General features: G+C 63.5%; 25 protein-coding genes. 14 read left to right on the plus strand and 11 right to left on the minus strand.

Annotation, left to right across the window (positions count from 1 at the left end):
• The first annotated feature begins 79 nt into the window (after window positions 1-79).
• The 9 genes from FJ428_RS20790 to FJ428_RS20830 all read left to right on the plus strand — a co-directional run bounded on the left by FJ428_RS20790 (window position 80) and on the right by FJ428_RS20830 (window position 9,641).
• Window positions 80-1,321, plus strand: coding sequence for a phosphopentomutase (locus FJ428_RS20790; protein ID WP_140880039.1), 1,242 nt, complete (start codon window positions 80-82; stop codon window positions 1,319-1,321).
• Window positions 1,314-2,204, plus strand: a complete 891-nt coding sequence (gene mutM, locus FJ428_RS20795) for a bifunctional DNA-formamidopyrimidine glycosylase/DNA-(apurinic or apyrimidinic site) lyase (protein ID WP_140496743.1) — start codon at window positions 1,314-1,316, stop codon at window positions 2,202-2,204. Before FJ428_RS20790 ends, mutM begins: the two co-directional genes overlap by 8 nt.
• Window positions 2,205-2,245: 41 nt before the next feature.
• Complete coding sequence (locus FJ428_RS20800) at window positions 2,246-3,019, plus strand: enoyl-CoA hydratase (protein ID WP_140564841.1); 774 nt, start codon at window positions 2,246-2,248, stop codon at window positions 3,017-3,019.
• Window positions 3,020-3,226: 207 nt separating this feature from the next.
• Window positions 3,227-3,493 carry a 30S ribosomal protein S20 gene (gene rpsT, locus FJ428_RS20805; protein WP_140496747.1) on the plus strand — a complete coding sequence of 89 codons (267 nt, stop codon included), beginning with the start codon at window positions 3,227-3,229 and terminating at the stop codon, window positions 3,491-3,493.
• Between the two features lie 841 nt (window positions 3,494-4,334).
• On the plus strand, window positions 4,335-5,879 hold the full coding sequence (dnaA, locus tag FJ428_RS20810; protein WP_140496749.1) for a chromosomal replication initiator protein DnaA: 1,545 nt from the start codon (window positions 4,335-4,337) through the stop codon (window positions 5,877-5,879).
• Window positions 5,880-6,079: 200 nt separating this feature from the next.
• Window positions 6,080-7,198 carry a DNA polymerase III subunit beta gene (gene dnaN / locus FJ428_RS20815; RefSeq protein WP_140496751.1) on the plus strand — a complete coding sequence of 373 codons (1,119 nt, stop codon included), beginning with the start codon at window positions 6,080-6,082 and terminating at the stop codon, window positions 7,196-7,198.
• Window positions 7,199-7,209: 11 nt separating this feature from the next.
• A complete protein-coding gene (recF, locus tag FJ428_RS20820; protein ID WP_140880040.1) occupies window positions 7,210-8,352 on the plus strand; it encodes a DNA replication/repair protein RecF in 1,143 nt (380 codons plus the stop codon).
• Window positions 8,353-8,391: 39 nt separating this feature from the next.
• Window positions 8,392-9,150: a molybdopterin-synthase adenylyltransferase MoeB gene (locus FJ428_RS20825; RefSeq protein ID WP_140496755.1), complete on the plus strand. Its 759-nt coding sequence runs from the start codon at window positions 8,392-8,394 to the stop codon at window positions 9,148-9,150.
• A gap of 2 nt (window positions 9,151-9,152) precedes the next feature.
• Window positions 9,153-9,641, plus strand: a complete 489-nt coding sequence (locus FJ428_RS20830; RefSeq protein ID WP_140513188.1) for a GNAT family N-acetyltransferase — start codon at window positions 9,153-9,155, stop codon at window positions 9,639-9,641.
• A gap of 30 nt (window positions 9,642-9,671) precedes the next feature.
• Here FJ428_RS20830 and FJ428_RS20835 read toward each other — a convergent pair whose 3' ends face one another.
• Window positions 9,672-10,673 carry a D-glycerate dehydrogenase gene (locus FJ428_RS20835; RefSeq protein WP_140496760.1) on the minus strand — a complete coding sequence of 334 codons (1,002 nt, stop codon included), beginning with the start codon at window positions 10,671-10,673 and terminating at the stop codon, window positions 9,672-9,674.
• Window positions 10,674-10,821: 148 nt separating this feature from the next.
• Here FJ428_RS20835 and FJ428_RS20840 point away from each other — a divergent pair, with 148 nt between their 5' ends.
• Complete coding sequence (locus FJ428_RS20840) at window positions 10,822-11,382, plus strand: SH3 domain-containing protein (protein ID WP_140496762.1); 561 nt, start codon at window positions 10,822-10,824, stop codon at window positions 11,380-11,382.
• A 44-nt stretch (window positions 11,383-11,426) separates the two neighbouring features.
• On the opposite strand, the gene FJ428_RS20845 is transcribed toward FJ428_RS20840, so the two are convergent.
• Window positions 11,427-11,786: a DUF4260 domain-containing protein gene (locus FJ428_RS20845; protein WP_140580416.1), complete on the minus strand. Its 360-nt coding sequence runs from the start codon at window positions 11,784-11,786 to the stop codon at window positions 11,427-11,429.
• A gap of 31 nt (window positions 11,787-11,817) precedes the next feature.
• The gene (irrA, locus tag FJ428_RS20850; RefSeq protein WP_181167354.1) at window positions 11,818-12,249 is read right to left on the minus strand and encodes an iron response transcriptional regulator IrrA; all 432 of its coding nucleotides are present in this window, start codon (window positions 12,247-12,249) and stop codon (window positions 11,818-11,820) included.
• Window positions 12,250-12,489: 240 nt separating this feature from the next.
• On the opposite strand from irrA, the gene fabA reads away from it, so the two are divergent.
• From fabA to FJ428_RS20870, 4 genes are all read left to right on the plus strand, one after another.
• On the plus strand, window positions 12,490-13,008 hold the full coding sequence (gene fabA, locus FJ428_RS20855) for a 3-hydroxyacyl-[acyl-carrier-protein] dehydratase FabA (RefSeq protein ID WP_140496768.1): 519 nt from the start codon (window positions 12,490-12,492) through the stop codon (window positions 13,006-13,008).
• A gap of 49 nt (window positions 13,009-13,057) precedes the next feature.
• A complete protein-coding gene (fabB, locus tag FJ428_RS20860; protein WP_140496770.1) occupies window positions 13,058-14,278 on the plus strand; it encodes a beta-ketoacyl-ACP synthase I in 1,221 nt (406 codons plus the stop codon).
• Window positions 14,279-14,309: 31 nt separating this feature from the next.
• Window positions 14,310-15,122: an enoyl-ACP reductase FabI gene (fabI, locus tag FJ428_RS20865; protein WP_140513182.1), complete on the plus strand. Its 813-nt coding sequence runs from the start codon at window positions 14,310-14,312 to the stop codon at window positions 15,120-15,122.
• 126 nt (window positions 15,123-15,248) lie between these two features.
• Window positions 15,249-16,793: a bifunctional diguanylate cyclase/phosphodiesterase gene (locus FJ428_RS20870; protein ID WP_140880041.1), complete on the plus strand. Its 1,545-nt coding sequence runs from the start codon at window positions 15,249-15,251 to the stop codon at window positions 16,791-16,793.
• An 18-nt stretch (window positions 16,794-16,811) separates the two neighbouring features.
• On the opposite strand, the gene FJ428_RS20875 is transcribed toward FJ428_RS20870, so the two are convergent.
• The 8 genes from FJ428_RS20875 to FJ428_RS20910 form a co-directional block, all read right to left on the minus strand.
• Window positions 16,812-17,831 carry a class I SAM-dependent methyltransferase gene (locus FJ428_RS20875; RefSeq protein WP_140880042.1) on the minus strand — a complete coding sequence of 340 codons (1,020 nt, stop codon included), beginning with the start codon at window positions 17,829-17,831 and terminating at the stop codon, window positions 16,812-16,814.
• 69 nt (window positions 17,832-17,900) lie between these two features.
• Complete coding sequence (gene pnp / locus FJ428_RS20880) at window positions 17,901-20,048, minus strand: polyribonucleotide nucleotidyltransferase (RefSeq protein WP_140624825.1); 2,148 nt, start codon at window positions 20,046-20,048, stop codon at window positions 17,901-17,903.
• 413 nt (window positions 20,049-20,461) lie between these two features.
• On the minus strand, window positions 20,462-20,773 hold the full coding sequence (gene rpsO, locus FJ428_RS20885) for a 30S ribosomal protein S15 (protein WP_281405124.1): 312 nt from the start codon (window positions 20,771-20,773) through the stop codon (window positions 20,462-20,464).
• Window positions 20,774-20,912: 139 nt separating this feature from the next.
• Window positions 20,913-22,007, minus strand: coding sequence for a magnesium/cobalt transporter CorA (corA, locus tag FJ428_RS20890; RefSeq protein WP_140513174.1), 1,095 nt, complete (start codon window positions 22,005-22,007; stop codon window positions 20,913-20,915).
• A 44-nt stretch (window positions 22,008-22,051) separates the two neighbouring features.
• Window positions 22,052-23,023, minus strand: coding sequence for a tRNA pseudouridine(55) synthase TruB (truB, locus tag FJ428_RS20895; protein ID WP_140523878.1), 972 nt, complete (start codon window positions 23,021-23,023; stop codon window positions 22,052-22,054).
• Entirely contained in the window at window positions 23,023-23,436 is a 414-nt protein-coding gene (rbfA, locus tag FJ428_RS20900) for a 30S ribosome-binding factor RbfA (RefSeq protein WP_140496786.1), read from the minus strand. Before rbfA ends, truB begins: the two co-directional genes overlap by 1 nt.
• Before the next feature lie 114 nt (window positions 23,437-23,550).
• Window positions 23,551-26,124, minus strand: coding sequence for a translation initiation factor IF-2 (gene infB, locus FJ428_RS20905; protein ID WP_140513170.1), 2,574 nt, complete (start codon window positions 26,122-26,124; stop codon window positions 23,551-23,553).
• A complete protein-coding gene (locus FJ428_RS20910; RefSeq protein WP_140497289.1) occupies window positions 26,121-26,771 on the minus strand; it encodes an RNA-binding protein in 651 nt (216 codons plus the stop codon). The genes infB and FJ428_RS20910 overlap by 4 nt, the downstream gene beginning before the upstream one ends.
• Window positions 26,772-26,773: the final 2 nt, after the last annotated feature.

Genomic DNA, 26,773 nt, shown 5'->3' on the forward strand with positions numbered 1-26,773 from the left:
GGTTGCCGTTTGGTTTCCGAATTGCCAATGCCGCCGTGGAACCCTATGTCTGGATGCTCAAACCGGCAACAATGACCTCATGGCGCGTGCTTTCCTCTTCGTCCTGGATTCCTTCGGCATAGGCGGCGCCGCCGACGCCGAACGCTACGGAGATGCCGGTGCCAACACCTTCGCCCATATCACCGAGGCCTGTGCGGAGGGCCGCGCCGATCGCGAAGGACTTCGCCAGGGACCGTTGTTTGTTCCCAACATGGCGTCGCTTGGACTTGGCAAGGCTGCCGAGACCGCGACGGGGTTGGGCTTTGCCGCTTTCGGGACGGATCTCGTCGCCAACGCCTTCCACGGCGCCGCCCAGGAGGTTTCGAGCGGCAAGGACACGCCATCCGGCCATTGGGAGATAGCCGGCCTGCCGGTACGTTTCGACTGGGGCTACTTTCCCGACACGGTCCCGGCCTTTCCCTCCGAACTGACCGAGGCCATCATCCGCGAAGGCAAGGTGCCGGGCATTCTCGGCAACTGCCACGCGCCTGGCACCGAGATCATCGAACGGTTCGGTGAGGAGCACGTCCGCACGGGCAAGCCAATCTGCTACACCTCCGTGGACTCAGTCCTGCAAGTCGCCGCGCACGAGGTCCATTTCGGCCTGGAGCGGCTCTACGAATTCTGCAAGGTGGTGCGTCGCCTGGTTGATCCGTTGAGGATCGGAAGGGTGATCGCGCGACCGTTCGTCGGCGAGACGGCAGCCACTTTCGAGCGGACCTACAATCGACACGACTACGCCGTGCCGCCACCCGAGCCGACATTGCTCGACCGGCTGACGGCGCGTGGCAGCCGCGTCATCGCCGTCGGCAAGATCGGCGACATCTTTGCCCATCGGGGGATTTCGGAAGTGCGCAAGGCCGCGGGCAACATGGCCATGTTCGACCAGGCGCTTGATGCAATGGATGCGGCCCGCGACGGCGATCTCGTCTTCGCCAATTTCGTCGATTTCGACACCGAGTTCGGCCATCGCCGCGATGTTGCAGGTTATGCCGCCGCGCTCGAGGCCTTCGACCGGCGACTGCCGGAAGCATTCGCGAGATTGCGACAGGGCGATCTGCTGATCCTGACGGCCGACCATGGCAACGACCCGACCTGGCGCGGCACCGACCACACACGCGAACGCATTCCGGTGATCGGCATCGGACCAGGTCTGACGGGCGGCGACATCGGGCTGAGAACGACATTCTGCGACATTGGTGAAACCGTGGCCGAACATCTCGGGTTGGCGCACGGCCGCTACGGCACTTCCTTTTACCCGGATATGGGCGGCCATGCCTGAATTGCCCGAGGTCGAGACGGTCCGGCGCGGGCTGGAGCCGGTTCTGGAGGGTGCCCGCATCATCCGCGCCGAGGCACGCCGGCCGGACCTGCGTTTTCCATTCCCCGAAAAATTCGCCGAGCGGCTGACCGGCAAGACGATCACGGCGCTCGGACGCCGAGCCAAATATCTGACGATGGATCTCGAAGGCGGTCCCGCCCTGATCTGCCATCTCGGCATGTCGGGCTCGTTTCGCATCGAGACGGCCGACGCTGCCGAAATGCCCGGCGTGTTCCATCACGAGCGGTCGAAGAGTTCGACGCACGACCATGTCATCTTCGACGTCGCCTCTCGGGACGGCACCCGCTCGCGCGTGGTTTTCAACGATCCGCGTCGCTTCGGCTTCATGCTGTTTTGCGAAGGGCCGCCGGACACCCATCCGATGCTGGCGGGGCTCGGCGTCGAACCCACCGGCAATGCGCTTGACGGAGTGCTGCTGGCCTCACTGCTGAAGGGCCGGAAATCGCCGCTGAAGGCCGCTCTTCTCGACCAGAGATTGATAGCCGGGCTCGGCAACATCTATGTCTCGGAGGCGCTATGGCGCGCCGGGCTGTCGCCGCTGCGCGAGGCGGGCACGATAGCCAAAGCCGGCAAGAAAGCGGGTGAGCAAAGCCGGGGGCTTGCCGTGGCGGTCCGCTCGGTCATCGCAGATGCCATTGCGGCCGGCGGATCGTCGCTGCGCGACTACATGCAGACCGACGGTTCGCTGGGCTATTTCCAGCACTCCTTCGCGGTGTATGACCGGGAGGGCGAACCCTGCTCCAAGCCTGGCTGCGGCGGCCATATCGAGCGCATCACGCAGAGCGGCCGCTCGACCTTCTATTGCCGGACCTGTCAGCGGTGAGCTAGATCGATCTTCAATTGCCTGGAAGAGGAGCCGAAGCCATGGCCTATGAAACGATCGTCGTTGAAACCAGGGGCAAGGTCGGGCTGATCACCTTGAACCGGCCGAAGGCGCTCAATGCGCTGAATTCCCAGGTCATGGCGGAATTGGTGGCCGCGGTAAACGTGTTCGGGGCAGATGACGGCATCGGCGCGATGGTCGTCACTGGTTCCGAGAAGGCCTTCGCCGCAGGCGCCGATATCAAGGAAATGCTGTCGATTTCCTACGTCGATGCCTACATCAAGGACTTTTTCGTCGGCTGGGAAGAGTTGACCCGGGCGCGCAAGCCGATCATCGCGGCGGTGGCGGGCTATGCGCTGGGCGGCGGCTGCGAACTGGCGATGATGTGCGACTTCATCATCGCCGCCGACACGGCAAAATTCGGCCAGCCCGAAATCACGCTCGGCGTCATTCCCGGCATGGGCGGCTCACAACGCCTGACCCGGTTCGTCGGCAAGTCGAAGGCGATGGACATGTGCCTGACCGGGCGGATGATGGATGCCGCGGAGGCCGAGCGTTCCGGGCTGGTCTCGCGCGTCGTGCCTGCCGGCGAGCTTGTCGAGGAGGCCGTCAAGGCGGCGGCCAAGATCGCCGATTTTTCGCTGCCGTCGGTGATGATGGCAAAGGAAGCCGTCAACCGAGCCTATGAAACGACGCTCGCCGAGGGGCTGCGGTTCGAACGTCGACTGTTCCATTCGCTGTTTGCGCTCGACGACCAGAAGGAAGGCATGGCGGCCTTCGCCGAGAAGCGCAAGCCGAATTTCACCAATCGCTGACAGCGCACCTCCGGGGCGCGAAATGCTTCGGCGTGGCTGAAAAAATGCTCCGGCGCGACGACAGCCAAAAAGAACGCCAGCCAGCGTTGACGCGCCGGGAAAGCTGAACTATAAGCCGCACCAACCGAGGCGGCCCTGTGGCTGCCCGTTTGTTTTTTGTGCCCTGCGGCATGCCGCATGCGCCGACCAGATCAGAAGAGAGGCATCATGGCCAATACATCCTCGGCCAAAAAGGCAACGCGCAAGATCGTCCGCCGCGCGGCGATCAATAAAAACCGCCGCTCGCGCGTCCGCACTTATGTGCGCCAGGTCGAGGAGGCGCTCGCCTCCGGCGACAAGGCCGCCGCGCAGGCGGCGTTCAAGGCCGCCGAGCCGGAATTGATGCGTGCCGCGACAAAGGGCGTGATCCACAAGAACACCGCGGCCCGCAAGGTTTCACGGCTGGCCCAGCGCCTCAAGGTGCTGTCGGCCTGACGTCCCTTTCCGGACTGATCTTCTGAGAACCCGGCCGATAGTGCCGGGTTTTTTCGTTTGCCGGCAAGCACTTAAAAAGAATACTCGGAAACGGCGTCGAAAGCGGAGTTTGCGGTCCGAAATGCTTTGCCGGCATATGCGTGCCGGCTGATGGTCCAGATACTTGAAAAGTGTCGGCTAAAAAATTCTCCCTCCGCAGAAATAATCAATATTTCTCAGCTAGTTACAGATAGTCATCCACACGTTGTCCACAGCGCGGCGAAGCGCCAGGAGAACAACTGGCTGTCAAGCGATTTATTTCACAAAATTTCGCGCCAGCCCGGCTTTTTCATATTCGCCGAAAAAGGGTTTGAATCACAATGGCTTTGTCAAACTATAGTGCTGCCGCATGGCGCTTCGGCGCGCCGGACCTAACCAGATTCCTTAAAAATCCGTTAGACGTGGCCTTGCCCTATCCACAGCGATTTCGGTAATGTCGGTCCATCGAAAGGGATGGGCCGGGTGGCCCTGACCCAGCCTGAATGGGCCAGCTTAAATTGGCGGGGTTTGTGGCGCGGATCAAGTCCGCGGACAGGTTTGGTTTGCTCTTTTTCGATACGGTAGGGGACTGGCGTAACTATACATGGCAGGTCGACAGCGCCGGCGATTTTCGCCGGACGGTGTTGCATTGCCCTGACATACCCAACACGGACTGGCTTCCATGGGCCGGCACCGGTTCCCTGGACGACGTTCATCTGCCGGCGGCGGCAGCGGGCGTCGTAGCAAAGCGCAGTCGCTGGAACACGGATGCAGGAGGCGCATCCCCGGCGGAAAAACAGGTACAGAGACAAGGAACTCGATCATGCAGAGCGGCGTCGAAAGGGAGCTTACCAATGACATCCCATTTTCAGGAAATCTGATCGGAGCTGATGAGATGGCGGCTTCCAGCGACGCGGAACAGAAGTTCGACCGGGTCAAGGCCCAGTTGAAGGCGCGGTTGGGAACCGAAGTCTATTCGAGCTGGTTCGGGCGCATGAAGGTCGCGGAGGCTTCAAAGGGCATCGTTCGCATTTCGGTGCCCACTGCCTTCCTGCGCTCGTGGATCAACGGCCATTATCTCGACCTTATCTGCGAGCTTTGGAAGCACGAGGATCCCGAGATCCTCAAGATCGAGATCATCGTGCGCACAGCCACCCGCCAGGGGCGCAGCCATGCCGAACCGGAATTGGCGCCGGCGCGCAAGATGACGCGACAAACGCAGACGGCGCTGGCCGCCGGCACCGTAAGCCCCGGCAGGCTGGAGCGGGCTCCGGCGCCGCGCCCGGGCATGCCGGCCGAGAGCGAGTTCCGCCACAATGTGCTGGGATCGCCGCTCGATCCGCGTTACACGTTCGCCTCTTTCATCGAAGGGCCGTCGAACCGGGTGGCCTTCGCCGCGGCCAAGGCCGTGGCGGAATCGCAGTCGAGCGCGGTGCGCTTCAACCCGCTCTTCCTTCATGCGACGGTCGGCCTCGGCAAGACCCATTTGTTGCAGGCTATCGCCGCGGAATCGCTGAAGCAGAACCCGAAATCGCGCGTCGTCTACCTGACGGCGGAATATTTCATGTGGCGCTTCGCCACCGCGATCCGCGACAACAATGCCTTGACGCTCAAGGAACAGCTTCGCGATATCGACCTGCTCATCATCGACGACATGCAATTCCTGCAGGGCAAGTCGATCCAGCACGAATTCTGCCATCTGATCAACATGCTGCTCGACAGCGCCAAGCAGGTCGTCGTCGCCGCCGACCGGCCCCCGTCGGAACTGGAATCCCTCGAACCGCGGGTCCGCTCGCGCCTCAATGGCGGCGTCGCGCTCGAAATGTCGGCCCCCGATTTCGCCATGCGCCTGGGCATGCTCAAGCTGCGCCTCGCCACCGCCAGGCACGATGACGCTTCCCTCGACATCTCCGACGAGATCCTCAATCACGTCGCCCGCACGGTGACCGGCAGCGGCCGCGAACTGGAAGGCGCCTTCAATCAACTCCTGTTCCGCCAGTCTTTCGAGCCGCAGATCACCATCGATCGCATCGACGAGATCCTCGGCCATATCTACCGCACCGGCGAGCCGAAGCGGGTCCGTATCGAGGATATTCAGCGCATCGTCGCGCGGCACTACAATGTGTCGAAGACCGAGTTGCTGTCCAACAGGCGCACGCGCACCATCGTCAAGCCGAGGCAGGTCGCCATGTATCTGTCCAAGGTGATGACGCCGCGCTCGCTGCCCGAGATCGGGCGGCGCTTCGGCGGCCGCGATCACACAACGGTGCTGCACGCAGTGCGCAAGATCGAGGATCTTTCCGGCGGCGACAACACGCTGGCGCAGGAACTGGAACTGTTGAGACGGTTGATCAACGACCAGGCCTGAGCCGTTCGAAAACGCCTGGCGGCGTGCTTCGCCGCCTTTATCCCCAGAAAGCCCGCGTAGCCGGCCCGAACCGGTCGCGCGGGCTTGCGTTTGCTGGTTTTTTCCTGTCAGTTTACGCAGATTCTGAAGCCTGTTCAGACCTTTCGCGGGACGCCGCCAGCCGGAGACCCGCTCATTCATTCAAGCGAGCCTGGTTCGTCATGCGTGTTATCCTGGAACGGTCAAATCTCCTGAAGTCGCTCAACCACGTCCACCGCGTGGTCGAACGGCGCAACACCATACCGATCCTGTCCAACGTGCTGCTCAGCGCCGAAGGCGCCAGCCTGGAAATGAAGGCCACCGACCTCGACCTGGAGGTGACGGAAGCGACGCCGGCCAAGGTCGAGCGGGGTGGCGCGACAACGGTTCCGGCGCATCTGCTCTACGACATCGTGCGCAAGCTTTCCGACGGTGCCGAGGTGATGCTGAAGACGGACGAGGACGGCAACGCCATGACGGTGACCTCCGGCCGCTCGAGCTTCCGACTGCAATGCCTGCCGCAATCGGACTTCCCCGAGCTTTCGGCCGGATCCTTCTCGCATATCTTCCGGCTCGACTCGGTCGCGCTCAAGGGGCTGATCGAGAAGACCCAGTTCGCCATCTCCACCGAGGAGACGCGCTATTATCTCAACGGCATCTATCTTCACACACATGAGGTCGGCGGCAAGCTGAAGCTGCGCTCGGTGGCGACCGACGGCCATCGCCTGGCGCGCGCCGAGATCGACGCGCCGGCGGGTTCCGAAGGCATGCCGGGCATCATCATACCGCGCAAGACGGTCAGCGAATTGCAGAAGCTGGTCGATGATCCCGACGTGGCGGTCACCACCGAACTGTCGGACACCAAGATCCGCTTCACCATCGGCAGCGTCATCCTGACTTCCAAGCTGATCGACGGCACCTTCCCCGATTATCAGCGGGTCATTCCCACCGGCAACGACAAGAAGCTGATCATCGACCGCCAGAGCTTCGCGGCCGCCGTCGACCGCGTCTCGACCATCTCCTCCGAACGCGGGCGCGCGGTGAAGCTTTCGATCAGTGAGGGCCAGGTGACGCTTGCGGTCAACAATCCGGATTCGGGCAGCGCCACCGAGGAGTTGGCCGCCGACTATTCAGCCGACCCGATCGAGATCGGCTTCAACGCCAAGTACCTGCTCGACGTTGCCGCACAATTGACCGGTTCAGAGGCCCGATTCATGTTGGCCGACGCCGGTTCGCCAACGCTGATCCACGACATGGCCGATGAAACCGCGCTTTATGTGCTGATGCCGATGCGGGTGTAGAGCAGTAGCGGTTGCCGGCACAAACCCATATAAGTAAGCTTACCCTTACCAACTTCCGCAACTATGCGGCGCTGTCGATCGAGCTTGAGCCTGGCGCGGTGGTGTTTTCCGGTGACAATGGCGCCGGCAAAACCAATCTGTTGGAAGCGATTTCCCTGTTGACGCCGGGCCGCGGCCTGCGCCGCGCGCCTTACGCGGACGTCGCGCGTGAGGGTGGTGACGGCGGCTTTGCGCTGCACGCATGGCTCGACGGACCTGACGGCCAAGTCGAGATAGGGACGGGCATTTCGGGTGGCGACAGTCTTGGCGAGGGCGGCAGGCGGGTGCGCATCAACGGCGCCACGGCGCGATCCGCCGAGGACATGCTGGAATGGCTGCGCGTCGTGTGGCTGACGCCGGCCATGGATGCTCTGTTCACAGGACCGGCCGCGGACCGCCGGCGCTTTCTCGACCGGCTGGTGCTGGCGATCGATCCAGGCCACGGACAGCGCGCCCTCGACTATGAAAAGGCGATGCGCGGCCGTAACCGGCTGCTGACGGAAGGTTCGCGGAATTTGAGCTGGTTTGAGGCGATCGAGACGCAGATGGCCGAGACAGGCGTGGCGATCGCCGCGGCGCGCGCCGAAATGGTGCGCCTTCTGGCCGCCATGATCGACAGGCTGCCCGACAGCGGCCCGTTTCCGCAGGCCGATATCGGCCTGTCGGGCGATCTGGAAGCCGAGATCGCCAACACGCCGGCTGTCGACGTCGAGGAGCGGTTCCGCCGCACGCTCGCCGGGGGCCGCGACCGCGACCGCGCCGCCGGGCGCACGCTCGAGGGCCCGCACCGCTCCGATCTCGTGGTCCGGCACCGACCCAAGGCGATGCCGGCGGCGCTGTGTTCGACCGGCGAACAGAAAGCCTTGCTTGTCGGCATTGTCCTGTCGCATGCCAGATTGACCGGCGAGATGTCCGGCTTGACGCCAATCCTGCTGCTCGACGAGATCGCGGCACATCTCGATGGTGGCCGGCGTGCGGCGCTGTTCTCGATCCTGGAGGAATTGAACTGCCAGGCTTTCATGACGGGAACCGATGCTGCGCTGTTTTCCAGCCTGGCGGGCCGGGCGCAGTTCCTGATCGTGGATCACGGCACGGTCGCGCCGATGGCTGTGTGAGCACCTGACAAGGTTTTTCTCCCGCTATATGATCGAGCCATGATCGCCACCGCCCTCACCGACGAAGAACTCGAACGCTATGCCCGCCACATCGTGCTGCCCGAAATTGGCGGCGCCGGCCAGCAGCGCCTGAAGCGAGCGCGGGTGCTGGTCATCGGCGCTGGCGGATTGGGCGCACCAGTGCTTGAATATCTTGCCGCAGCCGGCGTCGGTACGCTCGGCGTGATCGACGACGACACGGTTTCGCTCTCCAACCTGCAGCGGCAGGTGATTCACGGCACGAACACTGTCGGCATGCTGAAAACCCACAGCGCCAAGGCGGCAATTGCCCGCATCAATCCCAACACCGCTGTCGAAATCCACACATTGCGCCTGACCGCGGACAATGCCCAAGCCCTCGTCGCCCGTTACGACGTGGTCGTCGACGGGTCCGACAATTTCGAGACGCGCTATGTCGTGGCCGATGCCTGCGCGGCGGAGGGAAAGCCGCTGGTGCACGCCGCCGTGGGCCGTTTCGATGGCTCCGTGACCGTGCTGATGCCGTTCCAAGCCGATAGGGATGGCACCTCCAACCCCGGCTACCGCGACCTCTTCCCGGAGGCCCCGCCGCCGGGTCTGGTGCCGTCCTGCGCCGAGGCCGGGGTGCTTGGCGTGCTGACTGGGGTCATCGGCACGTTGCAGGCGATGGAAGCCATCAAGCTGATCACCGGCATTGGCGAGCCGCTGATCGGACGACTGCTGCTCTATGACGCGCTGGCCGCGCGTTTCGAGACCATCCGCTACAAGAGACGAAACTGACGTTGACGCGCACTGCCGATATCGTCATCACCCGGATTCCGGCCGATTTCGACCGCTGGAACGAAGTGCTCGCCCTGATCCTGCGCGCATTCGCCTTCATGGACGGCATCATCGACCCGCCGTCCTCGGCGCACCTGCTCACCGCGGAAACCTTGCGCGACAAAGCCCGCCGCGAGACCGGCATGCTGGCGCTCAGCGGCAACAGGATCGTCGGCTGCATCTTCGCCCTGGAACGAACCGACCACCTCTATGTCGGCAAGCTCGCCGTCACGCCGGACTGTCAGGGCCAGGGCATCGGCAGGTTGTTGATGCAAGCCGTCCAGGATTTTGCCCGCAGCCGCGGCAAGGCCGCAATCGAGCTGCAGACGCGAATCGAGCTGGCTGGGAACCAGGCAGCCTTTGCCCGGCTCGGTTTTCGCGAGACCGTGAGAACGGCGCATGAAGGTTATGCGCGACCGACTTCGGTCACCATGCGCAAGACCGTTTCGTAAGTTTCCACTTACATTATGTTGCGAAGCCGCTCAGGTCCTGAGCGGCAGCACGCGATCCGGCGGGCGGTGGCCGTCGACGAAGGCGCGGATGTTGATGATCACCTTCTCGCCCATGTCGATGCGGCCCTCGAGCGTCGCCGACCCCATATGCGGCAAAAGCACGACCTTGCCCTTGGTCGCGAGCTTGAGCAGTTTTCCGTTCAATGCGGGCTCGTGCTCGTAGACGTCGAGTCCGGCGCCGGCGATCCTGCCATCCTGAATCAGCTTGACCAGCGCCTCCTCGTCGATGATGTCACCGCGCGCGGTGTTGACGATATAGGCGGTGGGCTGGAGCAGCGCCAGCCGCCGCGCCGAAAGCAGATGGAAGGTCGCCGGCGTCGAGGGGCAGTTGACCGAGATGATGTCCATGCGGGCCAGCATCTGATCGAGGCTTTCCCAATAGGTCGCCTCCAGCCCGTCCTCGACCGCCTGCAGCACGCGATGGCGGTTGTGATAGTGGATGGAGAGGCCGAAGGCCTTGGCACGCCTGGCAACGGCGGTGCCGATACGCCCCATGCCGACAATACCGAGCCGTTTGCCCCAGATGCGCCGGCCAAGCATCCATGTCGGCGACCAGCCAGCCCATTTCTTGTCGCCGGTGAGTACATTGGCGCCCTCCGCCAGCCGGCGCGGCACCGCCAGCATCAGCGCCATCGTCATGTCGGCCGTATCCTCGGTCAGCACGTTGGGCGTGTTGGTGACGGTGATGCCTTTCTTGGCCGCGGCCGCCACGTCGATCTTGTCGACGCCATTGCCGAAATTGGCGATCAGCTTGAGGTTTTCGCCGGCCTGGGCGATCAATGCCGCGTCGATGCGGTCGGTCACCGTCGGCACCAGCACGTCGGCCTCCTTGACCGCCGCGACCAGTTCCGGTTGCGTCATCGGCCTGTCCTCGACGTTCAGCCTTGCGTCGAACAGCTCGCGCATGCGGGTCTCGACAGGGTCGGGCAGTTTTCGCGTGATGACCACGAGAGGCTTCTTTTTGCCTGCCATTGTTTCCCTCGTTGAGACCTCTTTAACCAAGACCGGCGAAACTGGAAGCCGGTCGCGGTAGCCGATTTACCCATGTACCAAGCGGTGCCGCCGAAGACAAAGAAAAAGGGGCGCCGGGGCCGGCAGGCCAGCGCCGAAAGGAACGAAAGTGTCTGGTTTCGCGTCGCTTCGCCTGACCCTCAGCGCAGCATTTCTCGGCGCTCTGCTCTATTCACCCCAACTGTGCGCGCAAGGTGCAGCGGCTCCCGCCCAGAGCGTCGTCACGCTCGGGCCGAGCGGCCTGCCGCTGCCACGATTCGTCAGCCTGAAATCCGGCCGCGTCAATTCGCGTGTCGGGCCGGGCGCCAACTACTCGGTCGACTGGATGTATCTGAAGGCAGGCCTGCCGATGGAGATCATCCAGGAATTCGACACATGGCGCCGCGTGCGCGACGCCGACGGTTCGGAAGGTTGGATCAACCAGTCGCTGCTTTCGGGCCGGCGCACGGCGATCGTGGCGCCGTGGCAGCGCGGCAAGGGCGCCCAGATCAATCTCCTCAGGAGCCCCGAAAAGGACGCCAGCGTGGTGGCGATCGTCGAGCCGGGCGTCATGGGCACGATCAAATCCTGCGACGGCCAGTGGTGCGAAATGACGCTCGATGGCCACACCGGCTGGCTCGCCCAATCCGTCGTCTGGGGCGCCTATCCCGGCGAACGGGTCAAGGACTGATTTTTGGCCTTGCCGCGACTCGTTTGAACCGCAGGCCGGACCGTTTAGCGGCCGATGCGGCCGAGATGGGTATCCTGAAAGCTGCTCGACAGCTTCAAGCCGTAACCCAGCGCGCGATCGATAGCGATGTGGGCGATCCAGATCAATGCAACCGCTAGAGCGGCTGCATTGCCGAACAGGCTGCCGGCAAGCACCAAAAACACCGGTGGGACCAAGATGTGGAAGGCATTGTAGCAGGCGGCGCCGACGCGCGGCCCGGCGAGATAGCCGAACATGGACAGATCAGGCGCCAGGATCAACAAGGCGAACAACCACCAGGACGCACCGGCGAGTGCATAAAAGACGATAGCGGACACCGCGACAGCGGCCCATTCCAGCCGGACAGCCAGATCGAGGGGTTTCATTCCCGGCCGTGCATACGTGCCTGACCGTCGGTCATTCGGCGCGTTTGGGGCGCAGTCTCACCACGATGTCGACATTGGCGATCTCCATCCCCTCGGGTGGTTCCGGTAGGTTGGCGACGGTGACCGGACCATTGGCGATGTCGAAAATCCGGTTTTCGCCTTCGATATAGAAATGGTGATGATCGGAGGTGTTGGTGTCGAAATAGGTTTTGGCGCCCTCGACAGCCAGAATGCGCAGGAGTCCCGCCTGGGTGAACTGGTGAAGGGCGTTGTAGACGGTGGCCAGCGACACCGGCACGCCGGCGGCGACGGCCTCCTCGTGCAGTTCCTCGGCCGAGAGATGGCGGTCGCCCTTGGCGAAAAGCAGGTCGGCAAGCGCAATGCGCTGCCGTGTCGGCCTCAGGCCGGCTTCACGAACCCGCTTGTCCACAGCGACATTTTCCTTCCGGCAGCCCCGGTCCATCTGGTCGTCCAAGCTCACAGTTCCGCCTCAAGACACGTCCAGAATGGCAAAAAAATGGATGTCTGCCGAAACCGGACCCCTTTCGACATATATTCTGTCGTCCGGATGCGATCAAGCGCGCATTGACCCGGCAAGACTGGCGGGTTAAGCGCAAACGCCGGTTTCCGGCCTGAAACAGATTGTGTTAGGACACCAACGACAAGGGCGCGCCAGCGCCCGGGACATATGGGAACGAGATTGATGGCGGGTTCGAAATCCAGCTACGACTACGAAGAATTGCTGGCCTGCGCCCGCGGCGAGCTGTTCGGACCGGGCAATGCCCAGTTGCCTTACCCGCCGATGCTGATGTTTGACCGCATCACCGAGATCAGCGAAACGGGCGGGGCTTTCGACAAGGGCTTCATCCGCGCCGAATTCGACATCAAGCCGGACCTGTGGTTCTTTGCCTGCCATTTCATCGGCAATCCCATCATGCCTGGATGCCTGGGCCTCGATGCCTTGTGGCAGCTGACGGGTTTCTATCTCGGCTGGCTGGGCGAACCCGGCAAAGGCATGGCGCTGTCGACCGGCGAGGTCAAGTTCAAGGGAATGGTCACGCCTTCGGTTAAAAAGGTCGAGTATGGCGTGGAATTCAAACGTGTGATGCGTGGCCGGCTGGTGCTGGGCATCGCCGATGGTTGGCTAAAGGCGGACGGCGAACCCATATACGCGGCAACGGACCTGAAAGTCGGTCTGTCCAAGCAGTCGGCGGTCGCTTGACCGTCGCCCTGGCCGACTTCGTGGCCAGCATTCCTGGAAGGAGTTGCGAATGAGACGTGTCGTAGTCACAGGCCTCGGCATCGTGTCGTCGATCGGCAACAATGCCAACGAGGTGCAAGCCTCGCTGCATGACGCCAAATCCGGCATCAGCTTCTCCGACTCCTTCGCCGAGCACGGCTTCCGCTGTCAGGTCTGGGGCGCGCCGACGCTCGATCCCAGCGCCATGATCGATCGCCGCGCAATGCGCTTCCTGAGCCAGGGAGCGGCCTGGAACCATGTCGCCATGGACCAGGCGATCGCCGATGCCGGCCTTGGCGAGAGCGACATCACCAATGAGCGCACCGGCATCGTCATGGGCTCGGGCGGGCCTTCCACCCGCACCATCGTCGAGGCGGCCGAAACCACGCTCAAGAATGGCAGCCCCAAGCGCATCGGCCCGTTCGCGGTGCCGAAGGCGATGTCGTCGACCGCGTCGGCGACGCTGGCCACCTGGTTCAAGATCCACGGCGTCAACTATTCGATCTCGTCGGCCTGTTCGACCTCGGCGCATTGCATCGGCAATGGCTACGAACTGATCCAGTGGGGCAAGCAGGACATGGTGTTCGCCGGCGGCCACGAAGATCTCGACTGGACGATGTCGGACCTGTTCGATGCCATGGGCGCCATGTCGTCGAAGTACAATGACAGGGCATCTGCCGCTTCCCGCGCCTATGACGTCGATCGCGACGGCTTCGTCATCGCCGGCGGCGCCGGCGTGCTGGTGCTCGAGGAACTGGAGCATGCCAAGGCGCGCGGCGCCAAGATCTATGCAGAGATCGTCGGCTACGGCGCCACCTCGGACGGCTTCGACATGGTTGCGCCCTCGGGCGAAGGCGCGGTCCGCTGCATGCGGCAGGCGCTGGCGACCGTCACCACCCCGGTCGACTACATCAACACCCATGGCACCTCGACGCCGGTGGGGGATTCCCGCGAAATGGGCGCGATCCGCGAGGTGTTCGGCGAGAAGATGCCCTTCATCACCTCGACCAAATCGCTGACGGGCCATTCGCTGGGCGCGGCCGGCGTGCAGGAATCCATCTATTCGATCCTGATGATGCAAGGCGGTTTCATCGGCGAAAGCGCCCATATCGAGACTCTCGACCCCGAATTCGAGGGCATGCCGGTGGTGCGAAAGCGCATCGACAACGCCAGGATCGACACCGTTTTGTCCAATTCCTTCGGCTTTGGTGGCACCAACGCAACGCTGGTTTTCCAGCGCTATTCCGCATAAGGCCACGTTTTTTCCACGAGGATTGGCGATCATGGACGGATTGATGAAGGGCAAGCGCGGGCTTGTCATGGGCGTCGCCAACGATCATTCGATCGCCTGGGGCATAGCCCGGAAACTGTCCGAACATGGGGCCGAACTTGCCTTCACCTACCAGGGTGACGCCTTCGGCCGCCGGGTCAAGCCGCTTGCCGACAAGCTCGGCGCGGCGCTGGTGGTTCCCTGCGATGTCGAGGACAGCGCCTCGGTCCACGCCACCTTCGAGACCTTGGGCAAGGCCTGGGGCGGGCTCGACTTCGTGGTCCATGCCATCGGCTTTTCGGACAAGAATGAGCTCAAGGGCCTCTACGCCGACACCAGCCGCGACAATTTCATCCGCACCATGGTCATCTCCTGCTATTCCTTCACCGAGGTCGCGCGCCACGCCGCGGCCCTGATGCAGGATGGCGGATCGATGATCACCCTGACCTATGCCGGTTCGGTGCGCGTCATGCCGAACTATAACGTCATGGGCGTCGCCAAGGCCGGCCTCGAGGCCAGCGTGCGCTATCTCGCCAACGATTACGGCCCGCGCGGCATCAGGGTGAACGGCATATCGGCCGGACCGGTGCGAACGCTTGCCGGCGCCGGGATTTCCGATGCGCGCCACATGTTCTCTTACCAGCAGCGCAATTCTCCGCTGCGCCGCACCGTGACCATCGACGAGGTCGGCGGCTCGGCACTCTATCTCCTGTCCGACCTCGCTTCCGGCGTCACCGGCGAAATCCACTATGTCGATTCCGGCTATCATATCGTTTCCATGCCGACGCTCGAGGAGCTGAAGCAGACGGATCGCGCGAGCGAATAGGCCATTTCGCGAAATAGTCTTTTCTCCTGCGAAGAAATAATTCCCTTCCAATAAAATTGGATGCATTCGCGGAAACTCATTTTAAGGGCCTATCGGCTATAGAGTCCCGCAATTTGGGGACTTTCAATGCCTGCCGTCAGCAACCCGAGCCGCACACCGGTGTTCCGGCTGATCACCATAGCCAGTTCGGGCATTGGCAGTTTCATCCTCGGCATCTGGGGCCTGAAGCACGCGCTTGGCGACGGCTTTGCCGGCATGCCGGCGGACGTGATGGTGGCGATCATGGCTGCCCTTTGCGCGCTGGCGGCGGCGGGAGCCGCGATGTCTTTCTTCGCCGGCGTCGATGAATCGGCTGATTTCGTCTTCAACGAAACCCAGTTCGACAAGCTGACCGGATTGCTGGCGCGTCCGGCGATGGTCGGCAAGATCGCCGAGGCAGCCTGCGCGACGAGCCGCACCGGGGCCCCGATGTTCCTCATCGACATCGACATCGATCGGTTCAAGCAGATCAACGACGCGATCGGCTACAGCCAGGGCGACGAACTGATCCGCGCCTTCACCAAGCGGCTGCAGGCCTGCGTGCCCGAGCGCGTGCAGATCGGGCGCATCGGCGCCGGCGAGTTCGCGGTGCTGCTTCCCGATCATCAGATTCAGGGAACGATGGAAGCTATGGTGGAGAGGCTCATCGACGAGATGATGGAGCCCTATGAGCTCAGCAGCCACCAGCAATCGGTGAGCCTGTCGGTGGGCATCGTGGCGATGCCCAAGGACGGCGTCGACCCGGTCCTCATCCTGCGCCGCTCCAACCTGGCGCTGCAAAATGCGCGCGCCAAGGGAGTCGGCAACTGGTCGGTCTTCGATACCGAGATGGGTCGGGTCGCCGATCATCGCCAATGGGTCGAATCCGAGCTGCACATCGCATTCGAGCGCGGTGATTTCGACCTTCACTATCAGCCGCAGCTGGACCTGCCGAGCGGCCGCATCGTCGGCTATGAAGCGCTGATCCGCTGGAACCATCCAGAACGCGGCATGATCCCACCTCTGGAGTTCATCCAGATCGCCGAGGAAACCGGCATGATCAATCCGATCGGCGAATGGGTTCTGCGCAAGGCATGCAGCGACGCCCGCCATTTACCCGACGACTGCTTCGTCGCCGTCAACATCTCGCCGGTCCAGTTCATGACCAAGGACTTCATCGGCCTCGTGCGCGACACGATGCGGACCACCGGCATCAAGCCGTCGCGGCTGGAGCTGGAAGTCACCGAGACGGCCATGATGCAGGACCGCGACCGCGCCGCCGCCATCCTGAAAGAGCTTGCCGATATGGGCATCTCGGTTGCCGTCGACGATTTCGGCACCGGCTATTCCAATCTCAGCTACCTGATCGATTTTTCCTTCGGCAAGCTGAAGATCGACCGCTCCTTCGTCAGCCGCATCGATACGGATTCGAGCTCCGGCGCCGTCGTATCGACCATTGTCGGCCTCTCGCGAGCACTCGGCGTCAGTATCATTGCCGAGGGTGTCGAGACAGAGGACCAGGCGACACTGCTCAGGGCAGCCGGTTGCGAGGTGGTGCAAGGTTATCTGTTCGGCCGGCCGGCGCCGCTTGCGGTCATGGCCGGCGAGGGACATGTCGTCGAGGATTCGAGGCGCGTCGCCAATCTGCACTGAGTGTCACGCCGTTGCGTGTCAGCGACGCGCGGAAAGAACCTTGAACATGCCGTCACGGGCGAGCTCGGCATGGCTGGAGAAGGCGGCGGCCAGTACCGGCTCGTAGGGCAGCTGGCGGTTCGCCACCATGTACAGCCGTGCTCCCGGCTTCAGCGCCTTTGCCGCTGCCCGGATCAGGCCGGCGCCGATCTCCGGTTCGGCCGCGCGGCTGCGATGAAAAGGCGGGTTCATGATGACCGCGTCGTAGCGACGCTCGACCGGCTCCCCCTGCAGGTCCGTCCAGAAGAAACCTTTCGCAACCGACTGGCTGGCCGTGGCAAGATTGGCTTTGGCGGCTTCGAGAGAAGCGAAATCCGCCTCATAGAGATCAAGTGCCGAGATGCCGGGCGAACGCGCTTCCATCTCCGCCGCCAGATAGCCCCAGCCGGCGCAGAAATCGGCGGCATGGCCGCGCAGGTCGGCCGGAAGATGGTCCGCCAGCAACTTCGAACCGGCGTCGACACGATCGAAGGAAAACATGCCGGGCGCCGTGCTGAAGCGGCCGTCGACCAGCCCGGCGGGATTGGCGGCACGCAGCGCTGCTGCCGTCTCCGTCCCGGCCGGCCGGCGAAGCCAGAAGGCGATGCCGTGATATTTGGGCAGATGGCCTTCGAGCGGCACAAGCTCGTCCATGCGCTTGCGCAGGCTGGCGATGCCATCATCCTTGCCGCCGGCAATGACGATCAATCCGCCCTCGGTGACGCGCTCCAGCGCATCCGCGATGCGCAGCTCGTTCTGGCCGCGATGGCGGCCCGCGAGCACCAGCGCGGCGTCAAAGCCATCGCCTTGCGTTTGCGGGGTGACAGTGAAGCCCGCGGCTTGCAGCGCGCGAAAATGCGGCCGAAAGCCTTGCACCACGTGCAGCTCGGCGTCGAAGTCCTGCGGTGTCCGCAAGCCGGATTCGGCCCCTAGAAAAAGCACCCGTTCGCCCTTGCCTGGCAAAGCGACCGCCTCGGCCTCGAATGGATGGAAAAGTGTCTTCAGCGGTTCGGCAGACATGCCTTTGCTCCATAAACGAAAGCGGGCGCGACATGAGCCGCGCCCGCTTCGATTTTTCGGTCAGGCCGTTCAGGCGGCGTTTTCTTCGCTCTCAGCCTTCTTGTCGCGAACGATTTCCTTGCCGGTGGTCTGGTCGACGACCTTCATCGACAGGCGGACCTTGCCGCGCTCATCGAAGCCCATCAGCTTGACCCAAACCTTGTCGCCTTCCTTGACGACGTCCGAAGTCTTGGCGACCCGGTCGTTGGCAAGCTGCGAGATGTGGACGAGGCCGTCACGCGGGCCGAAGAAGTTGACGAAAGCGCCGAAGTCGGCGGTCTTGACGACCGTGCCTTCGTAGATTTCGCCGACTTCCGGCTCGGCGACGATGGTGTGGATCCACTTCTTCGCCGCCTCGATCTCCTTGGCGTTCGCCGAAGCGATCTTGACCGTGCCGTCATCCTCGATGTTGATCTTGGCGCCGGTCTTCTCGACGATCTCGCGGATGACCTTGCCACCGGAACCGATCACGTCGCGGATCTTGTCGGTCGGGATGTGCATGACCTCGATGCGCGGCGCGAACTCGCCGAGCTCGGCGCGCGCGCCGGACAGCGCGTGGCCCATTTCGCCGAGAATATGCTGACGACCGTCCTTGGCCTGGTCGAGAGCGATCTTCATGATCTCCTCGGTGATGCCCTCGATCTTGATGTCCATTTGCAAGGAGGTGATGCCGTTGGCGGTGCCGGCGACCTTGAAATCCATGTCGCCGAGGTGATCCTCGTCGCCCAGGATGTCGGAGAGCACGGCGAAGCGCTCACCTTCCTTGATCAGGCCCATGGCGATACCGGCGACCGGCTTGGCCAGCGGCACGCCGGCATCCATCAGCGCCAGCGAGGTGCCGCAGACGGTTGCCATCGACGACGAGCCGTTGGACTCGGTGATCTCCGAGACCACGCGCAGCGTGTAGGGGAACTGGTCTGATGTCGGCAGCATCGGGCGGATGGCGCGCCAGGCGAGCTTGCCGTGGCCGATCTCGCGGCGGCCGGGCGAGCCCATGCGGCCGGTCTCGCCGACGGAATAGGGAGGGAAGTTGTAGTGGAGGAGGAACTTCTCCTTGTACATGCCGGTCAGCGAATCGACATACTGCTCGTCCTCGCCGGTGCCCAGCGTGGCGACGACCAGCGCCTGGGTCTCGCCGCGGGTGAACAGCGCCGAACCGTGGGTGCGCGGCAGGACGCCGACCTCGGATACGATCTTGCGCACGGTCTTCAGGTCACGGCCGTCAATGCGCGAACCAGTGTCGAGAATGTTCCAGCGCACGACCTTGGCTTGGAGCTCCTTGAACACACTGCCGATCTGCTCGGAGGAATATTTCGGCTCTTCGCCTTCGGCCGGAGCGAAGGCCGCCTTGACCTTGGCCTTGACGGCGTCCACGGCGGCATAGCGCTTCTGCTTGTCGGTGATCTTGTACGCGTCGCGAAGCTCGTCGCCGACGATCTTCAGCATCTCGGCTTCGAGAGCGGAATAGTCCGGCGCGGTGAAGTCGCGCGGGTCCTTGGCGGCGACCTCGGCCAGCTTGATGATCGCGTCGATCACCGGCTGGAAACCGCGATGGCCGAACATGACCGCGCCGAGCATCAGGTCTTCGCCGAGCTCCTTGGCTTCGGACTCGACCATCAGCACGGCGTCGGCGGTGCCGGCGACGATCAGGTCGAGCTTGGATTCCTGCATCTCGTCGACATGCGGGTTGAGCACGTATTCGCCGTTGATGTAGCCGACGCGGGCGCCGCCGATCGGGCCCATGAAGGGCACGCCCGACAGGGTCAGGGCCGCCGAGGTGGCGACGATCGACAGGATGTCCGGATCGTTCTCGAGATCATGCTGGACGACGGTGACGACGATCTGCGTGTCGTTCTTGTAGCCGTCGGCAAAGAGTGGGCGGATCGGGCGGTCGATGAGGCGCGAAACCAGCGTTTCCTTTTCGCTCGGACGGCCTTCACGCTTGAAATAGCCGCCCGGGATCTTGCCGGCGGCGTAGGTCTTTTCCTGGTAGTTGACGGTCAGCGGAAAGAAGTCGAGGCCCGGCTTGGGCTCCTTCATCGAAACGACCGTGGCGAGAACCTTGGTCTCGCCGTAGGTGGCGAGCACGGCGCCGTCGGCCTGGCGCGCGATCTTGCCGGTTTCGAGGATGAGCGGGCGACCGCCCCATTCGATTTCCACTTTGTGGTGATTGAACATGTCTTGTCCTTCATATGAGGAAAGGGCCGCGCCGTTTCAGCGTGCGCGGGTGCCCTTTCCCCTGGCTTCCTTTCTCGGGCAGCCACGGGCAAGACAACGGGAAGCTCGATCCATGTCGGCCGGATGGCCGCGCGAGCGTCCTGCAATCCTGCCCCATGACCGTCCATGGGGTGGCTTCGAGGGGGCCCTCTGCACGCTCGAAACCGGATTTGGCCAATCGATCCGACTGGCCCTGCGCATGACCCCACAAGCAGCGGCTTGTGGAATGCGTCACGCGCAAACTCAACTTGTTGGAGCGTCCGTCCGGCATCCGGATGGGTGCGCGGCGCTCCAGTACCTGCATTCGAGATCGGATTGGTCCGGTGCTCAAATGCGCGACCGGCGGGCCCTTGTGAGGCCCGCCGGTCAATTCGTCAACGGCGCAGGCCGAGTTTCTCGATCAGCGTCTGGTAGCGCGTGTCGTCCTTGCGCTTGAGATAATCAAGCAGGCTTCGGCGCTGGGAGACGAGAGCGAGCAGACCACGGCGGGAATGGTTATCCTTCTTGTGGTCCTTGAAATGGTCGGTCAGGTTCTTGATGCGCTCGGAAAGGATGGCTACCTGAACTTCCGGAGACCCGGTGTCGCCCTTGGCGGTTGCGAATTCAGTCATCAATTCCTGTTTGCGCTCGGCAGTAATCGACATCGTGTTTTTCCTTATCTGTTCGAGGAAACGGGTCGCCCTCAGCCGGGATGTCGTCCAGCAGGGGCCGGTGCAAGCAGAGCGTCATAGCGCTAAGCTGCGGCGCATATAGTGCAATTCCCAAGAAAACACCAGCCCAATTCACGAAGCCGGCTTTTCACGCCAAAACGGCAAGTTATCCCTGTCAAAGCCATTTTTTCCATTTGAAGAAGGCAATCAGCCCAACCGCGACCACGGCCATGAACAGCAGCGACAAGGGATAGCCGTAATAGGCCTTCAGCTCAGGCATGTTCCAAGGCGACGTCTCCGGATCGAAATTCATGCCCCAGACGCCGACCAGAAACGTGAGCGGCATGAAGATGACCGAGACGATCGTCAGATAGGAAATGACGTCGTTGGTGCGTGCCTGGCTCAGCGACAGATGCATCTCGATCAGGCCGGTCAGCATGTCGCGCTGGTTCTCGACCAGCTCGATCAGCCGCAGCGCGTGGTCGAGCGTATCGTTCAGGAAGACCTTGGTTTCGGCCTTCACATAGGACACGTCGTTGCGGATCAGCGTCGCTAGCGCATCGCGCACCGGCCACAGCACCCCCTTCAGCACATTGGCGTCGTGCCGCAATCCATGAAGCTGCTGCATCTGATGCTTGTGCGGTGCGTGCAGCATCTGGTCCTCGATGCTGTCGACGAGTTCGCCGGCCGCCTCGATCGGCGGAAAGTAGCTATCGACGATGGCGTCGATCAGCGCATAGGCGAGATAGTCGGCGCCACGGGCGCGCAGCCGGTTCGGCGCCGAGCTTTCGATGCGCTTGCGCACCGGATCGAACGGATCGCCTTCGCGCTCCTGGAAGGTGACGACGAAATTCTTGCCAAGGAAAACGGCGATCTGCTCGTAGCGGTGCGAGGCGACGTCGTCGATCATCCGCACGACCACGAAAGCATGGTCTTCGTAGAAATCCACCTTCGGCCGCTGGCCCGTGTTGACGACGTCCTCCAGCGCCAGCGGATGCAGGCTGAAGATGCGGCCGATCTCCTTGATCAGCTCGATATTGGCCAGGCCGGTGCAGTCCAGCCAGATGACCGGCCACTTTTCGCAATTGGCATTGACGTCGTCGATGCTGGCATTGTCGATCGTTTTGGACTTTTGCGGCGAGATCAGGGTGAGCCGCAGTTCCGAGCGTCGCGCCGCGGGATCGGCGATCAGCGTTCCGGGCGATGCACCGACCGGCGGCCGCCTGGCCCTGAGCGGCGCCCGCGTCTTGATCGCCTCAACCTTTGCCATGCGGCCCCTCGGATAGATATCGCATAGAGATTAGACGAGGGCCCTCACCCGGCAAAGACCCGTTTGGGCTTGAACATGCCCTGCTCGATGGCGCCGATGGCCACCAGCTTGCCGCGCGCGGTCGCGCAGGCTTCCTCGGCCTCCACCGGCGCGTCGCGGCCGCGGATGATGACGGGATTGCCGAGGCGGATCTTCGTCGCCGCATCGTCGCTGATGGCTATCTGCGGCAGGCAGTCGAGTGCCGCCGAGGTGTCGACAAGCAGCGCGTCGATCGCGGCAAAATCGATCGGCGCTTCTATCGAATCGGGGGACGGTTGCTGCGTGCCATGACCCTGCTCGCCGAAGCGCGCCGCCTCCAGTTCGGCGACGGTGACGAAATCCTCGGCGGTGAACGGCTCGACCTCGATCCGGCGCAGTTCAGAAATATGGCCGAAGCAGCCGAGATCGCGGCCCATGTCGCGGGCCAGCGAGCGCACATAGGTACCCTTGCCGCATTCGACCTCGAAAACCGTGTGATCGGCCCCGTGCTCGACGATGTCGAGGCGGCCGATTTCGATCTCGCGCGCGGGAATGTCGACCGTCTCGCCGTCGCGGGCGAGATCATAGGCGCGTTCGCCCGCGATCTTGATGGCCGAGAATTGCGGCGGCGTCTGCATGATGACGCCGGTGTATTTCGGCAGCAGCGCCTGCACTTCGGCCTCCACGGGGCGCCGGTCGGAGTCCCTCGTCACCGGACCTTCGAGGTCGTCGGTCGAGCGCTCCTGCCCCCAGGCCACGGTGAAGCGGTAGATCTTGGCGCCGTCCTGGACGTAGGGCACGGTCTTGGTGGCTTCGCCGAGCGCGATCGGCAGCATACCGGAAGCGAGCGGATCGAGCGTGCCGGCGTGGCCGGCCTTCTCCGCCTGGAACAGCCACTTGATCTTGGAGACGGCCTCGGTCGAGCCCATGCCGACCGGCTTGTCCAGCACCACCCAGCCCGAGACCGGCCGGCCCTTCTTCTTGCCGCGGCGCGCCATTATTCGCTGTCCTTATCGTCGTCGTCCGCATCCAGATCGCGCGCCACTTCCGGCGATTTCAGGAGATCGTTGATCCTGGCGAAATTGTCGAAGGAGGTGTCGAGCCGGAAGCGAAACTCGGGCATGTACTTCATCTGCCGCAGCGCGCCGGAGACACGGCCGCGGATGAACTTGGCATGCTTGTTGAGCGCCTCGACCACCGCGCCGGCGTCCGTGGCGCCGAGCGGCGAGATGAAGGCGGTTGCGATCTTGAGGTCGGGCGACATGCGCACTTCCGACACCGAAACCACGGCATTCTCGACCAGCGGATCGATGATCTCGCCGCGCTGCAAGGTTTCGGACAGCGCATGGCGCACCTGCTCGCCGACGCGCAGCATGCGCTGGGATGGGCCTGATGTGGTCGAACGGGGCATTTTTTCTCGATCCTGAAAGCGTGGGGCGCGGGATAGGACCGTGCCTCATGTCTCAAATGTTTGCCAGGCGGCGGCCTCTCGGCCACCGCCTGGCATGACGGACGTCACACGAACTCAGAGCGTGCGGGTTACCATCTCGACGCGGAAGCACTCGATGATGTCGCCGACGCGCATGTCCTCGTAGTTCTGGAAGGCCATGCCGCATTCCTGGCCGCCCGGGACTTCCGAAACCTCGTCCTTGAAGCGCTTCAGCGTCTTCAGCGTGCCTTCGTGGATGACGACGTTGTCGCGGATCAGGCGCACGCCCGCGCCACGCTCGACCTTGCCTTCGGTGACACGGCAGCCGGCGATCTTGCCGACCTTGGTGATGTCGAATATCTCGAGTATCTGCGCATTGCCGATGAAGGTCTCGCGACGCTCCGGCGAGAGCATACCCGACAGAGCCGCCTTCACGTCATCCACGAGGTTGTAGATGATCGAGTAATAGCGGATCTCGATGCCAGCGGCCGCGGCAGCGGCGCGTGCCTGCACATTGGCGCGGACGTTGAAGCCGATGATCGCCGCGCCCGACGTCTCCGCCAGTGACACGTCGCTTTCGGTGATGGCGCCGGCGCCGGCATGGACGATGCGCGCACGCACCTCGTCGGTGCCGAGCTTGTCGAGCGCTGCGTTGATCGCCTCGATCGAACCCTGCACGTCACCCTTGATGACCAGCGGGAACTCCTTCAGTCCGCTCGTCTGCAGCTGCGACATCATCTGTTCGAGCGAACCGCGCTGGCCGGCATGACGGGCAACCGCCTTCTCGCGGGCCAGACGCTGGCGGTACTCGGTGATCTCGCGGGCGCGGGCCTCGTTGTTGACCACGGCGAAGCGGTCGCCGGCCTGCGGCGTGCCCTGGAGGCCGAGCACCTCGACCGGCATCGCCGGCGGCGCTTCCTTGACGTGTTCGCCACGATCGTCGACCAGCGCGCGCACCCGGCCCCATTCATTGCCGGCGACAAGGATGTCGCCCGGCATCAGCGTGCCGGTCTGCACCAGCACGGTGGCGACGGGGCCACGGCCCTTGTCGAGCTGCGCCTCGATGACGACGCCCTCGGCGGTGCGGTCCGGATTGGCCTTGAGGTCGAGGATTTCGGCCTGCAGCAGGATCGCTTCGAGCAGCTTGTCGAGATTGGTGCCCTTGGTCGCCGACACTTCGACGTCCAGCACCTCGCCGCCCATCGATTCCACGAACACTTCGTGGCGCAACAGCTCGGAGCGCACTTTCTGCGGATCGGCGTCATGCTTGTCGATCTTGTTGATCGCCACGATGATCGGAACGCCGGCCGCCTTGGCATGGCTGATCGATTCGATCGTCTGCGGCATCACGCTGTCGTCGGCCGCCACCACCAGGATGGCAATGTCGGTGGCCTGGGCGCCGCGGGCGCGCATGGCCGTGAAGGCGGCGTGGCCGGGCGTGTCGATGAAGGTGATCTTCTGACCGTTCTTCTCGACCTGATAGGCGCCGATATGCTGGGTGATGCCGCCGGCCTCGCCGGAGACGACATTGGCGTTGCGGATCGCGTCGAGCAGCGAGGTCTTGCCGTGGTCGACATGCCCCATGATGGTCACGACAGGCGGCCGCGACACCAGGTCTTCCGGACGGTCGGCGATGTTGAACAGGCCTTCCTCGATGTCGGACTCGGCGACGCGGCGGACCGTGTGGCCGAATTCGGTGGCGACCAGTTCCGCCGTGTCGGCGTCGATGACGTCGCCCGGCTTCAGGATCTGGCCCTGCTTCATGAAGAACTTGACCACATCGACGGCGCGCTCGGACATGCGCTGCGCCAGTTCCTGGATAGTGATGGTTTCGGGCAGGATCACTTCGCGCATAACCTTCTCGCGCGGCTCATTGTGCATCGCGCGCTTGAACTTTTCCTGGCGGCGGCGCATCGACGACAGCGAACGGGCCCGCGCATCCTCGTCGGAAAGCGCGGAGTTCAAAGTCAGCTTGCCGCGACGGCGGTCTTCCTCGCCCTTGGTCGGCTTGGCCGGACGCGCCACTTCGGGCGTCACCAGACGGCGCACCGGCGCACCGGCGCCAGTCCGCTTCGGCTTGACCTCTTCTTCCTCGTCGGCGGTCGCCAGTTCGGCGGCCTGCGGCGCGCGGCGACGCGCCTCTTCCTCGGCGCGGCGGCGGGATTCGGCCTCGGCCTGCAACCGCGCTTCTTCCTCGGCCTGGCGGCGTGCGGATTCCTCGCGCTCGCGCTTGCGGCGCTCCTCATCCTCGGCGCGGCGCTTGGCTTCCTCGACGGCGCGCTGGCGGTCCTCGACCTCGCGCGCCTTGGAGCCTTCGAGCGCCCTGCGGCGCGCTTCCATTTCGCTGCGCGACAGTTCGTTCAACACCATGCCGCTGCGCTCGACCGGTGCCGGCGGAGGTGGAGGCGGCGCCTTGGGTGCCTCCTGCACGACGGGAGCCGCCGCGACCGCCGGCTTCGGGGTGAACACGGGTGCCGCCACCGCCGGCTCCGGCTTGTCGCCGGGCAGCGAGAATTTGCGCTTCTTGGTCTCGACCACGACCGACTTGGTGCGGCCGTGCGAGAAGTTCTGGCGCACGGTGCCCTGTTCCATGCCGGGGCGCTTCAGCGTCAAGGTCTTCTTCGGCGTAACACTCAACGTCTTGTCGTCGCCCGATTTCGTATCGCTCATTCCATATCCTCTGCGGCCTCATCTTCGTCAGCAACGGCCGCAAGCATTGCCAGATCGTCCGGGGTACCGCCCCGATATCGGTCGAGCGCAACCATGCGCTTCTGGACCGCCTTACCCGCGTCTCCCGCGAGGACGGCAGCATGTATCACATTTGTACCCCCCAATGCCAAGCTCAACTCGGCCTCGGAGAAAAGTTTGTAGGCAAGGATGGAGGGGCCGCCAATATGGACGGTCGCCCGCCGCGCCTGGCTGATCTTGCGCACGCCATCGTCCGAGGCTTCGGTCGCGTGGAGCACGAAAAGCGCCAATCCACCGCGCACCGCGCTCTCCACCTTGGTGGCGCCCAGCGCGATCGCCCCTGCCTTGCGAGCGAGACCCAGCATGCCAAGGGCGGATCTGGAAAGCAGCCCATCGACCATGCCGCCGAGATCGGGCGGCACGACCACCTGTGCCTTAAAGGCGCGGCTAAAAAGGTTCTTGGCCGCCGCCTTGTCGATATGTAGGCGGTCGGCGCTCACCCAGCAACCACGGCCGGGCAGATTTCTCTTGAGATCCGGAACGACGGCCGAATCCGGGCCGACGACGAACCGGATCAGTTCATCCGGTTCGGCCTGCTTGCGGGTGACGATGCAGGTGCGATCGTTCATCT

It is taken from the genome of Mesorhizobium sp. B2-8-1, assembly GCF_006440955.1.
Classification (GTDB): domain Bacteria; phylum Pseudomonadota; class Alphaproteobacteria; order Rhizobiales; family Rhizobiaceae; genus Mesorhizobium.